Below are 12,173 nucleotides of genomic sequence, written 5' to 3' on the forward strand. Positions count from 1 at the left end.
CGACCGACCCGGCCCGCCAACGGTTGTCTTTCGGAGCTGAACTCTTACTGTGCGCGCTTCCCGGAGCAGCAGGACGCGCAATGACACGGCATATTCCATGGATCCTGATCGCCCTCGTCGGCGCGGCGGCACTGACCGTCGTGGCGGTGTCACGCGGCGAAGCGGTCAACGCGCTCTGGATCGTGGTGGCAGCCGTAAGCAGCTTTCTGGTCGCCTATCGCTATTATGCGCTGTTCATTTCCCGTCACGTCATGGGCCTAGACCCGGCACGCGCCACCCCCGCCGTCCGCCGTGCCGACGGACTGGACTATGTCGCGACCGACCGCAGCGTCCTGTTCGGCCATCATTTCGCGGCGATTGCGGGCGCGGGGCCGCTGGTCGGGCCAGTGCTCGCCGCGCAGATGGGCTATCTGCCTGGCACATTATGGATCATCGCGGGTGTCGTATTGGCGGGCGCGGTGCAGGATTTCATGATCCTGTTCATCTCGATGCGCCGCGACGGCAAATCGCTGGGCGAACTCATCCGCATGGAAATGGGGCAGGTCGCGGGCACGATCGCCCTGTTCGGTGCCTTCATGATCATGGTCATCATATTGGCAGTGCTGGCGCTGATCGTCGTCAAGGCGCTCGCCGAAAGCCCTTGGGGCATGTTCACCGTGGCGGCGACGGTGCCGCTGGCGCTTTTCATGGGCGTCTATACCCGCTGGATCAGACCGGGTCGGATCGGCGAAGTTTCCATACTGGGCCTTGTCGGCCTGCTCGCCGCCATCGTCTATGGGCAGGCTGTTGCCGCTTCCCCCGTCTGGGGTCCGATCTTCACCTTCACGCCGGTGCAACTGTGCTGGATATTGATCGGCTATGGCGCGGTAGCGTCAGTACTGCCGGTCTGGCTGCTGCTCGCCCCGCGCGACTATCTCTCCACCTTTCTCAAGATCGGAGCGATCGCCGCGCTCGCCATTGGCATCGTCATCATGGCACCGCCATTGCGTATGCCTGCGCTGACCCAGTTCATCCATGGTGGCGGACCGGTCTGGTCGGGCGGACTGTTCCCCTTCCTCTTCATCACCATAGCCTGTGGCGCGGTGTCGGGCTTCCACGCCCTCATCGCCAGCGGCACCACCCCCAAGCTGATCGCCAGCGAAGCCCATGCGCCCGTCATTGGTTACGGCGCGATGCTGATGGAGGCGTTCGTCGCAATCATGGCGCTGGTCGGCGCGTCGATCCTGGATCCGGGCATCTATTTCACGATGAACAGCCCGGCCGCGCTGATCGGCACAGACGCGGGCAGCGCTTCCGCCGCGATCACCGCGATGGGCTTTCCCATTAGCCCTGAACTCATCACTCAGACGGCAAAGGATGTCGGTGAGCACAGCATCATCAGCCGCGCGGGCGGCGCGCCGACGCTGGCCGTCGCAATGGCGGAAATATTCTCCCATGTCGTCGGCGGCCCCGCCATGAAGGCCTTCTGGTATCATTTCGCCATATTGTTTGAGGCGCTGTTCATCCTGACCGCCGTGGATGCAGGCACGCGGGCGGGGCGTTTCATGTTGCAGGATCTGATCGCGCTGGCCGTGCCGTCCTTCAAAGACACGAGCAGCCATATCCCCGGCCTCATCGCGACCGGCCTGTGCGTCGCTGCCTGGGGTTTCTTCCTCTATCAGGGCGTGACCGATCCACTCGGCGGCGTGAATACGCTTTGGCCGGTGTTCGGTATTTCCAACCAAATGCTGGCCGCCATCGCCCTGATGCTGGCCACCGTCGTGCTGTTCCGCATGAAGCGCGACCGCTTCGCCTGGGTGACGGTGCTGCCGACCGGATGGCTTTTGGCCTGCACCCTGTCCGCAGGCTGGCTCAAGCTGTTTTCGACGGATCCCAAGGTTGGCTTCCTCTCTCACGCGACCAAATTCGCCACGGCGGCGGATCAGGGAAAACTGCTAAACCCCGCCAAATCGATGGCTGAAATGCAGCGGATCATATTTAACGACCGGATCGACGCGGCACTGGTCGCACTGTTTCTTGCCGTCGTTCTGGCATTGCTGGTCTTTACCGTGCGGACATGTCTGGCGGCGCGCAGGTCTGCAACACCGACGGCGCATGAAATTCCCATGCACATGGTTCCGGCGGAATGAGCGGTTTGATCGACACATTGCGGCGCACGGCGCGACTGATGGTCGGCATGCCGGACTATGACGCCTATCTGAGCCACCGCGCGCAACATCATCCGAACGAACCAGCGATGGACCGCATCACCTTCTTCCGCGATCGACAGGAGGCACGCTATGGCGGCAGGAATGGCGGACGATGCTGCTGAACATCTGTAATATTACTGCAATGGCGGTAATGTCTGTGTAATAAAAATTCAAATATAACCCTTTTGGGGTATGGTAAAATATCAGCTATAGTTTTAGAGGCCACTCGTCCTTTATGCCCGACAGCAAGAGGATGTGCCCCCCGCCCATCCCTTGCGGCGAGGGGCACTTTCATTTTCAGCTTGTCGTCAACGGTTGCTGTTGAAACCCGCGACCATCCCCGCGCAAATCGACAACGCAATTTCCGCCGCACCGATCGCGCCGATATCCAGCCCCGCTGGCCCGTCTATCCGCTTGAGATCATGATCCGAGAAGCCCGCTGCTGCGAGCCGCTCCAGACGGGCGGCATGACTTTTGCGCGATCCCAAGGCCGCCACATAGCCGGTTGATGCACTAAGCGCCGCCGCCAATGCCGGATCGTCGATCTTGATATCATGGCTGAGCGTTACGACAGCAGTCGACTCGCCGGGGAAGCGGGCGGCTATGGCATCGTCTGGCCAACGGTCGTCCAGTTCTACACCTGGGAAGCGCTCGGCGGTCAAAAACCGCCCCCGCGGGTCGATCACCACCGAGGTCACACCGATCGCCTGCGCCAGCGGCACCAGCGACTGGGCGATCTGCACCGCCCCGACGATCAACAGGCGGCGGGGCGGATCATAGCGATTAAGGAAATCATCCGCCCTTTCGTCATGCACCCCGCTTTCGCGCGTCATGCCGGTGGTCAGGTCCGTCGCCAGCGTCAGCGCCCTGCCCCGCGCGCTTTCCGCCTCTATCCGGTCGAATAGCGCCGTCGGGAAACCCGCTTCACCGACTGACTGCACCAGCACGCTGATTTCTCCGCCGCACGGCAGGCCGACTTCCCACGCATCGCCGTCGGCCACGCCATAGCGTTCGACATGGCCCACCCGTCCCGCGATCACCTCCGCCGCGCGTTGCAGCACGTCGGTTTCGACGCAGCCACCTGAAATGCTACCCTCGAACCGGCCATCTTCATGTACGATCATATGGCTGCCACGCGGGCGCGGAGCCGATCCCCAGGTCGACACGACGGTTGCCAGCGCCAGTCGCGCGCCGCGCCATTCCACCGCCTTGCGGATCACCGCACCATTATCGTTCAAGACCTAAACTCCTTTGGCGCACAGATAGGGATGGCGGACCCGCTAGACCAGTCGCCTGCCGGTCCAGACGACCCGACCGACGATAGCGACCAACCTGGGGTCGATATCTGTCCAATCAGGATAATGGGCATTGTCGCTGATGACGCTGAAACGTCCGCGCAACGGACCCATGGCGATCCGCTTAACCATCAGCACCCCATCTAGCCGCAACACATAGACACCGTCGCGCAGTCGCATGGCGTCGTCGTCATGATCGACCATGATGTCGTCGCCATCGCTGAGCGTCGGGGCCATCGATTCGCCATCGACCCGAATGATCGAAACCCGTTGCGGTCGCACGCCCAGATGGCGCAACCAATGCGCGTCGAACGCCATGATACCGGCTGTCTGTTCGTCTACGTCCAGCGTGCCGCCGCCAGCCGACGCGCCCAGCGCGAGGCGCGGCACCGCCACGACCGCCGGGACCGAACGCATTTGCCCCCCGCCCGGCATGATCGCCACAGGCGCAGCGACCCCGCCCAGTGCCTGTTCCGCCACGCCGAAATAGCGTGCCAGCACGCGCCGGTCCTCCTCATCCAGTTTGCGTGGCGTGCCGCGCTTGATGAACTGCTGGATATAGGCCGGGTTGCGACCGATCAGCCGCGACAGATCGGCGTAATTTTCCCCACGATCGGCGATCAGCCGGTCCAGTGCGATTCGGGCATCTTGGGCTTCATCCATGGCCGATCCATAGCAATAGGATTTTTCCTAGACAAGTAGGAAATAGGGTTAGAAATAGGAATGCGCTTGACGATTCGCAGGGCGCGAGTCGAATCAACAGGGGAGACTGAAACGGATGCTGTTGCGCACGATCGAGAAATTTCTTCGCCATAACGGTATGGCACCGACGACCTTCGGGCGGGCCTCGACGCGTGATCCGCGCCTTGTCTTCGACATGCGCAGCGGGCGCGAGCCAGGGGAACGGGTGAAGAGGCGTGTAGAACATTTCATGAACACATATCGCAGGAAGGTCAGATGATGACAAGCATGGATCATGGATTTACCACGCATCGTACCGCGCGCACGGGCGCGATCGGCCAGCGGTCAGGCGATCCCCTGCCCCGGCTTTTGACGCAACTGCTGGACCGGGCGGGAGCGCCCACGACTATCGAGCGTGCCGCCAGCCGTCCATGGGCCAGCGCCCTGTTTGAAGGACGTCGTCACGTCGTCACGTTAAGACTGACGGGCGATGACATGGCCGCCCGGCGCGCGCGCTTCGTGAACGGCCTTGCCGACGCGCAATGGTTACTGTCGGGTCATTTCGTGGCCGACATCAGTATCGATGAAGACCGGCAGGATGGGGATGACTATCTGCTCGAAATCTCTGCCCTGACGATCGAAGACTGGTGATCGTCGGCTGTCTGGGTCAGCGCGCGCGGCCGGCCATGGTGCGCAACGCGCCAAGCGCCGCGCGCAGAGCGTCATCTGCATCCCGTGCCACATGATCGCGCACCGGCACGGGCGCGGCGACGGGCATGTCGGCAAGGACGCGTGCGCTGGCCGTGGCAGGAGCGCGGCTGCGCAGGGACAGGCCGCGCTCCAATCTCTCGGTCAACTGAGTGATCGTCAGGCCATGGGTCGGCGCAGGATCAAGGAAAACAGGTTCAGCCTCGACTTGCGGTGCAAACCCGTCCTCCTGCAGCACGGCGCCCTCGCTCTTGACCGACAGAGCCGCTTCTGGTTCAGCCTCTGACGCACGCAGAAAAGTCGGTTGCGCCAATTCCTGCACCTGCGGAGCCAGAACGACGGGTTCTTCCTCGGCCGACATCTTCCATTCGACACGCTCGATCCGATCGGGCCGGGCAAAAATATCCAGGCCGCTAAAATCGCGGCTGGCAAAAATCGGCGCACGGGCCGGTGCATCGGGATGCGCGTCGGCACGTCGCAAGGCAGGCGTGGGCCGCTCGACCGGCGCAGGTGGCGTTCCAGTGATGCGGCCCCTTGCCAGTGCAGTCAGCTTGGAAAATGCGAAACCCATCTGTCTTGCTCCTTGCGGACGCGACATGCGCCCTTCTTCGTCCATCGCCGCCGCATCCGTCCGGGTGCGGCGCATCATATCCATCAGCCCCATCGTCATCAGCGCGGCAAAGCCCGCCAGCACCAACCGCGCCTTCAACCCCAGCGGCGGGGCAGCGGCGGGCAGCGATTCGCTGATGCCGCTTGACGCTACGAGCGTTTCGATCAGTCCGACCGGGATCGATAGGACCAGCAACGCAGCGCCCAGACCGCCCAAGGCGATCGTCGTCCACTTTCTGCCCTGCCCGGCTCGTCTCGGCACGCTGCGTCAAACCTTCCGTTCAGGCGGCCGCGCGCGACCGAGCAGGACGCGCCAGCAGCCGCTGGTAAACAGGTTCGTAACGCAAAATGTTTGACGACCAGTTACGCTCGCGCTCGACAAAGGCGCGCGCCCTCGCGCGGCGTTCGTCCCAACCAGCGCGCTGCGCGAAAAGCCCCGCCAATGTCGTCGCTATGCCTGCCGGGTCATCGGGCGGGAACAATGCGCCGGTGACGCCATCCTCGATCAACTCGCGATGCCCGCCGACGCTGGACGCGGCCACCAATCGCCCCTGCGCCATGGCTTCCAGCGGCTTGAGCGGCGTCACCAGATCGGTCAGCCGCATCGCCTTGCGCGGGTAAGCCAATATGTCGATTTGCGCATAATAATGTTCGACCTGATCGTGCGGCACCCGGCCAACGAAGACGATATGGTCGGCAAAGGGCGATGCCATCGCCTGATCGCGCAAAGCCTGTTCACGCGGACCGCCACCGACCAGCAGCAGCTTGGCGCGCGGACGGGCGCGGACGAGTCGCGGCATGGCGGCGATCAGGTCGTCCAGACCTTCATAGTCATAGAAGCTGCCGATGAAGCCAACTACGTCCGCTCCTTCAAGCCCGAGTTTGGCGGCGAGTACCGGGTCGCGCGGCACCGGCGCGCCAAACTGTTCCATGTCCACGCCATTGGGGGACACGACGATCTTGGCCGGGTCGATACCGCGTGCAGCCAGATCGCTGCGCAGTCCTTCGCAGATGACAGCGACCGCATCAGCGGCGCGCACGGCATGAGTTTCAAGCTGGCGGGTCAGCCAGTAGCGCGGGCTGCCCTCCGTCCCTGTCCCATTGCCGACTGCCGCATCTTCCCAAAAAGCGCGAATTTCGTAGATAAGCGGAATGCCATGCCGTTTCGCCACGCGCTGCGCCGCCATGGCGTTCAATACCGGCGAATGGGCGTGTATGATGTCAGGCCGCCATTGCTGCACCAGCGCCTCGATCGCGTCGGCATGGGCTGCGATGTCGCGCCATTCGCGCAGGACCGGGTTGCCCGTCGCCGGTTCGCCCGGCGTGCGGTAAAAGGTCAGGCCGTCAATCTCCTCCTCCAGCGGGCCGTCGCTCATTCCCGTGGCCACGCCGTGGCGATGCCCGGTGATGCCGCGCACGTGCCATCCTCTGGCGATCTGCGCGCGCAGGATCGCACGAGTCCGAAAGGTGTAGCCACTGTGGAGCGGGAGGCTGTGATCCAGCACATGAAGGATACGGGTCATACCCCTGTTCTTTAGGGGAAAAGGTTTAACGGCCCGTCAACCGTACGGCGTTATGCAGGCCGAGTGTACAAGGAAGCCCCGACCCAGCGATGATCGACACATTATCCCTGCTGATCAGCCACTGCGCGATTCTGCTCGCCGCCTGGCGACTGATCCCGCGCGCCGATCTGGATCGCGATCCCGATTCGGCCGCGATCCCGTTGGAAACGCACGGCGATGCGTGACCTGTTCTTTATCGCCTTCCTTGGCCTATTCGGTCTTCTTGGCCTGCGTCGCCCGTTCCTGCTCGTCGCCGTCTATGCCTATATCGACATCGTCTCACCCCAGCGCTTGTCCTATTTCCTGCTCAACTCCATCCCCATCTCCGCCATCGCCTTTGCTGCGATGGTTGGCGCGTGGCTGGCGGTGGATGACAAGGAGGATTGCCGTTTCTCCGTCAGGCAGGGACTGATGCTGTTGCTGCTCGCCTGGTGCGGCTACACGACGATGACCGCCGATTTCCCGGTCGAGGCGATGACCAAGTGGAATTGGGTGTGGAAGGCGATCATCGCTGGCGTCTTCCTCCCGCTGGTCTTGCGCACTCGGCTAAGGATAGAGGCGCTGGCCGTCTTCATGATCCTGTGTGCCAGCACCATCATCATCAATGGCGGCTTGAAAACAGCGTTATCAGGTGGCGGCTATGGCGTGCTGAACCTGATGGTCGACAATAACAGCGGCCTGTATGAAGGGTCGATCATCAGCTGCGTCGCCATATCCCTGATCCCGTTGATCCTGTGGCTGACACACCATGGCACCATCTTTCCGCCTGACTGGAAAGTGAAGGGTTTTGCCTACTGCCTGTGCCTGGCCTGCATGTTGATGCCGATCGGGACGGAGGCGCGCACGGGCCTCGTCTGCCTCGTCATCCTGATGGGCATGATGCTGCTGCGCTCGAAACGTAAATTCGTCTACGGCCCGTTGCTGGCGGTCGCCGCGCTCTGCGCCGTCCCCTTCCTGCCCGCCAGCTTTACCCAGCGGATGCAGACGATCGAAAACCATCAGGGCGACGAAAGCGCGTCCACTCGCGTGGCCGTGTGGATGTGGACGCTCGACTATCTCAAAACTCATCCGGGCGGCGGCGGCTTCGACAATTATCTCCAGAACAGCTTTACCTATTTCGCGCAAAGCACCGTCACTGACAGCGGCGGCACACGCGTCGAACGCAGGCTCGTGACGGACAGGGGCCGCGCCTACCACAGTGCCTATTTCGAACTGCTGGGGGAACAGGGCTATTTCGGCTTCCTGCTTTGGCTATTGATCCACGGCACCTGCTTCATCCGAACGGAAATGATCCGGCGCATCTATCGCAACACCACCGCGCCCGATGAAACATGGATTGCCCCGCTCGCCATCGCGCTGCAACAGGGGCATGTCGTCTATATGATCGGATCGCTGTTCGTGGGCATCGCCTACCAGCCGTTCGTGTTCATGCTCCTCTCGCTCCAGATTGGGCTGGATACCTATCTCACACGTCGGCGCAAGGCGGTGGCGCGCGCGGGTCTCGCCGCTGCCCTCGCGGCACGGCACGGCGTCCCGGCATGACGGGTGAGTTACGCGCATTGGGCCTCGCCCACGGCCTGTTGATCGGATTGCTGCTGGCAGGTCCGTTGCTATCCCCCGCGCTCATGCCATGGGGTCTGGAAGCGCTGTTCATCATGGGCGGTTTCCAGTTGCGCCTTATGGACCGGCGCAGCACGCTGCGCGGCAGGCCGGGCGACTGGACAAGCCACATCCGCATGGCCCCCTCGCGCATTCTGCCATGGGCGGCGGTCGCCATCGTCACGCTGATCGCCGGGGACGCCTATCGCGCGCTGGCGGTGCTCATCGCAGCCGCTGTCGGCGAACTTCTACTCTATCCGGTTGCCATGATCGTCACGGGGAGGTTGCCTCACAGCACGGCGAAGCCACTGTTGATTCTGCTGCTCATGCTGGGCGGCGTTGTTGCGGGAGAGATCGGCAGATATATGATCGCTTTTGCGATCGGCATAGCGGCGTGCCTGGTCTGGCTACGCGGACCAGATGGCGATTTTCAACGACTTGGCTTGGCGCTGGCCGCCATGGCGACAGCCATGCTTTGCGCGACGATGCTCCCGTCCAGCCAGTCCTTTGCCATTCCCGTATCGATCGTCTGTGCCACGCTGGCATTGGCGCATCTGTCCATCCTGCGTCGCCGCCCGGTGCCTTGGCAGGCAACGGGCAGCGTTATGGTCAGGCTGCGATGGCTGCACTCTGGCTCACGGCCTTTTTGAAGGCTTCGACAAAGGCGGGAATGTCGTCCGGCTTGCGGCTGGTGATCAGGTTGCCATCGACTACGACTTCCTTGTCCACGACAGTCGCGCCCGCATTGCTCAGGTCCGTGCGCACCGATGGCCACGATGTTACGGTGCGCCCATCCAACACGTCTGCCTCGGCCAGCAGCCAAGGCCCGTGGCAGATCGCTGCGACCGGCTTGCCCGATTCGACAAAGGCCCGCACGATCGCCACAGCCTGCGCGTTGGTACGCAAAGTGTCGGGATTGGCCACGCCGCCCGGAATGATCAGCCCGTCATATTGTTCGATCCGCGCCGCATCGATGCGGATGTCGGGCGTGATCGTGTCGCCCTTTTCATCATGCTTCATGCCCTGGATCGGCTGAATGTCGGGCGAAGCGAGCGTTACCTGCGCCCCGGCGTCGATCATGGCCTGACGCGGGTCGAACAGTTCGGATTGCTCGAATCCGTCGGTCGCGATGATAAGGATACGGCTGTTTTCTAATGCTGGCATGGTCGGTTTCCTTGGGGCTTGGGGAAGAAGCCTGCTCAACGGACGACATGCGCAGCGGTTGCCGCATGTTCGGAACGAAGCGGCGAACAGCGGGTTTTTCGCCACGAGAAGGATAAGATGGCCCAAAATATGATCGTCCATGTCGACGACAGCATCCCCGGCATTTCCCGACGCGCGCTGAAACGCGGCTGGGCCTATTACCGGCACGACGGTGATCGCATCACCGATCGGGCGGAGATCGATCGGCTCAACGCCATTGCCCTGCCTCCCGCCTATCGCGACTGCTGGTTCTGCGCGGATTGCAACGGGCATATTCAGGCCACTGGCTTCGACGATCGGGGGCGCAAGCAGTATCGCTATCATGTCGATTTCCGGTCGGCACGTGACGCCGAAAAATATGCCGGCTGCCCTGATTTCGGTCGCGCCCTGCCCAAATTGCGCACGCGTATGGAGGCCGATCTGTCCAGACGCAGCCTGCGCAAGGACCGCACCATCGCCGCCGTCGTCCGCCTGCTCGACCTGGCGAAGCTGCGCGTGGGCAACGAACATTATGCGACCACGAACAAGAGTTTCGGCGCAACGACGCTGCGCCGCCGCCATCTCGACCTGTCGGGCAAGTCGCTTACACTTTCCTACCGTGCCAAGTCAGGCAAGCAGCACAGTCTGACCATCACCGACGCCCGCCTGTTGCGCTTCGTGCGACAGGTGCAGGATCTGCCCGGCCAGCATCTGTTCCAATATCTGGACGAAGATGGCGCGCCGCACCCGATCACCTCCAGCGACGTCAACGCCTATATCGCGGCGGCCATGGGCGGCGCCTTCACTGCCAAGCATTTTCGTACTTGGGGTGCATCGACCATCGCGTTCGAAACGCTGGCGGCGGGCCATGTCTCGCTCAAGGAGATGATCGCGCCCGTTGCGGCCGCACTGGGCAATACGCCCGCGATCAGCCGCAAAAGCTATATCCACCCCGCGCTCATCGCATTGTGTCAGGAAGGGCAGGATGAATGGCGCAAAGGGCTTCGCCTGCCGCGCCAGACACGCTATCTGTCGCGGGGGGAACGCGGACTCATTGCGTTTCTGGACAATCTTGACGAAGAGACACCGCGCACGGCCGCCGCCTGAGCGCCAGGATGACAAACAAGATCTAGGACGACATGGCCAAGACCAAAGACCCCGCCTTGCCCGCCATGGATGTGCGGCCGCCCAACATCGCCGAAATGTGGCGATCGACAGGCCATTGGCTGGAAGTCCATTATCTTCAGATATTGATCGCTCTGGGCGCTGGCGTCCTGATTTATCTCGCGCTCGCTGCGCTGCGGCAATATGGGAAAAAATGGCGCGGTACGCGGGGCGACCCGATGGGCTACGCCAATGTGCTGGGTCGCGCAGTGTCCCGCACCACCCATTTCTTCATGTTGACGGTCGCCGCCCGACTGGTCGCCGGTTACGCCAGCCCGCCCGAAACAGTGCTCAAGACTGTCTCTTTCCTGTTCACCATCGCGGCGGTCTTGCAATGTGCGGTATGGGCGCGGGAAATCATTCTGGGCCTGATCGAGCGCAAGACACTGGCGCAGGATGGCGGTGGCGAAACGCTGGCCAACGCGATGGGCCTTATCCGCGTGCTGGTGACGTTTGCACTGTTCGCCATCGCGACGATCGTGGTGCTGGACAATCTGGGCGTCAACGTCACAGGGCTGGTGGCGGGTCTGGGCATCGGCGGCATTGCTATCGGCCTGGCCGCGCAGGGTATTTTCTCCGACCTGTTCGCCGCGCTCTCGATCATATTCGACAAGCCATTCCGTCGGGGCGAGATCATCCAGTTCGACCAGACCACCGCGCGGGTGGAGCGCATCGGCCTGAAAAGCACGCGCCTGCGCGCCATGTCTGGCGAACGTAAAGTGGTGTCCAACGCCAACCTGCTGCAAAAGGAAATAACCAGCCTTCAAACCCTGACCCAGCGCCGCGTCACCTACGCCATCGGCATCATCTATCAGACGCCGGAGGATAAGGCCGATGCCATTCCCGACATGCTCAAAGTGATCGTGGAGGCGGAAGGGCTGATCTTCGTTAACGCAGGCATCATCGCCTTCGGAGCCAGTTCGCTCGACTATCAGCTCAATTTCGACGTACCCGACCCCGACCATCATGACTATTTCCAGATGCGCCACCGCATCGGCCTTGCCATCTGGAAAAAGTTCAACGCGGAAGGAATCGAATTCGCCTATCCTACCCAGACCAGTATCACCGCAGGGCCGGATGGTAAGGCGATCATGCCCTATGCCGAAGTCCAGCCGGTGCGATCGGTCGAAGAAGGCTAACGAGACGGAGTTACAGCATTTTGTTCCCCGGCGAACACAAAAGGG

At 62.4% G+C, this 12,173-nt stretch carries 14 protein-coding genes; 9 read left to right on the plus strand and 5 right to left on the minus strand.

Annotated elements, in window-relative coordinates:
• Positions 1 to 80: 80 nt before the first annotated feature.
• Positions 81 to 2,129: a carbon starvation CstA family protein gene (locus WA070_RS11985; RefSeq protein WP_422634157.1), complete on the plus strand. Its 2,049-nt coding sequence runs from the start codon at positions 81 to 83 to the stop codon at positions 2,127 to 2,129.
• Entirely contained in the window at positions 2,126 to 2,311 is a 186-nt protein-coding gene (locus WA070_RS11990; protein WP_422634158.1) for a YbdD/YjiX family protein, read from the plus strand. Before WA070_RS11985 ends, WA070_RS11990 begins: the two co-directional genes overlap by 4 nt.
• Before the next feature lie 186 nt (positions 2,312 to 2,497).
• Here WA070_RS11990 and WA070_RS11995 read toward each other — a convergent pair whose 3' ends face one another.
• A complete protein-coding gene (locus tag WA070_RS11995; protein WP_422634159.1) occupies positions 2,498 to 3,427 on the minus strand; it encodes an XdhC family protein in 930 nt (309 codons plus the stop codon).
• A gap of 42 nt (positions 3,428 to 3,469) precedes the next feature.
• A complete protein-coding gene (locus WA070_RS12000; protein WP_422634160.1) occupies positions 3,470 to 4,147 on the minus strand; it encodes a S24 family peptidase in 678 nt (225 codons plus the stop codon).
• 115 nt (positions 4,148 to 4,262) lie between these two features.
• Between WA070_RS12000 and WA070_RS12005 the strand changes: the two genes are divergently transcribed.
• The gene (locus WA070_RS12005) at positions 4,263 to 4,445 is read left to right on the plus strand and encodes a hypothetical protein (RefSeq protein WP_422634161.1); all 183 of its coding nucleotides are present in this window, start codon (positions 4,263 to 4,265) and stop codon (positions 4,443 to 4,445) included.
• Positions 4,445 to 4,816: a hypothetical protein gene (locus tag WA070_RS12010; protein WP_422634263.1), complete on the plus strand. Its 372-nt coding sequence runs from the start codon at positions 4,445 to 4,447 to the stop codon at positions 4,814 to 4,816. The genes WA070_RS12005 and WA070_RS12010 overlap by 1 nt, the downstream gene beginning before the upstream one ends.
• 16 nt (positions 4,817 to 4,832) lie before the next feature.
• On the opposite strand, the gene WA070_RS12015 is transcribed toward WA070_RS12010, so the two are convergent.
• Together WA070_RS12015 and WA070_RS12020 are read right to left on the minus strand one after the other, a co-directional pair.
• Positions 4,833 to 5,705, minus strand: a complete 873-nt coding sequence (locus tag WA070_RS12015) for a hypothetical protein (protein ID WP_422634264.1) — start codon at positions 5,703 to 5,705, stop codon at positions 4,833 to 4,835.
• Positions 5,706 to 5,763: 58 nt separating this feature from the next.
• Positions 5,764 to 7,005, minus strand: coding sequence for a TIGR04063 family PEP-CTERM/XrtA system glycosyltransferase (locus WA070_RS12020; protein WP_422634162.1), 1,242 nt, complete (start codon positions 7,003 to 7,005; stop codon positions 5,764 to 5,766).
• 89 nt (positions 7,006 to 7,094) lie between these two features.
• On the opposite strand from WA070_RS12020, the gene WA070_RS12025 reads away from it, so the two are divergent.
• From WA070_RS12025 to WA070_RS12035, 3 genes are read left to right on the plus strand one after another with little or no spacing between them, the layout of a single operon-like run.
• Entirely contained in the window at positions 7,095 to 7,229 is a 135-nt protein-coding gene (locus tag WA070_RS12025; protein WP_422634163.1) for a hypothetical protein, read from the plus strand.
• Positions 7,222 to 8,586 (plus strand): putative O-glycosylation ligase, exosortase A system-associated, encoded by a 1,365-nt coding sequence (locus WA070_RS12030; RefSeq protein ID WP_422634164.1) that lies wholly within the window; start codon positions 7,222 to 7,224, stop codon positions 8,584 to 8,586. The genes WA070_RS12025 and WA070_RS12030 overlap by 8 nt, the downstream gene beginning before the upstream one ends.
• Positions 8,583 to 9,293, plus strand: a complete 711-nt coding sequence (locus tag WA070_RS12035) for a hypothetical protein (protein ID WP_422634165.1) — start codon at positions 8,583 to 8,585, stop codon at positions 9,291 to 9,293. Before WA070_RS12030 ends, WA070_RS12035 begins: the two co-directional genes overlap by 4 nt.
• Here WA070_RS12035 and WA070_RS12040 read toward each other — a convergent pair.
• On the minus strand, positions 9,253 to 9,807 hold the full coding sequence (locus tag WA070_RS12040) for a type 1 glutamine amidotransferase domain-containing protein (protein ID WP_422634166.1): 555 nt from the start codon (positions 9,805 to 9,807) through the stop codon (positions 9,253 to 9,255). The two genes, WA070_RS12035 and WA070_RS12040, sit on opposite strands and share 41 nt — an antisense overlap.
• Positions 9,808 to 9,924: 117 nt before the next feature.
• On the opposite strand from WA070_RS12040, the gene WA070_RS12045 reads away from it, so the two are divergent.
• Both WA070_RS12045 and WA070_RS12050 read left to right on the plus strand, forming a co-directional pair.
• Entirely contained in the window at positions 9,925 to 10,932 is a 1,008-nt protein-coding gene (locus tag WA070_RS12045) for a DNA topoisomerase IB (RefSeq protein WP_422634167.1), read from the plus strand.
• Between the two features lie 32 nt (positions 10,933 to 10,964).
• Entirely contained in the window at positions 10,965 to 12,128 is a 1,164-nt protein-coding gene (locus WA070_RS12050) for a mechanosensitive ion channel family protein (protein ID WP_422634168.1), read from the plus strand.
• The last annotated feature ends 45 nt before the right edge of the window (positions 12,129 to 12,173 follow it).

Source organism: Sphingobium sp. (genome assembly GCF_049304695.1).
Taxonomy (GTDB): Bacteria; Pseudomonadota; Alphaproteobacteria; order Sphingomonadales; family Sphingomonadaceae; genus Sphingobium.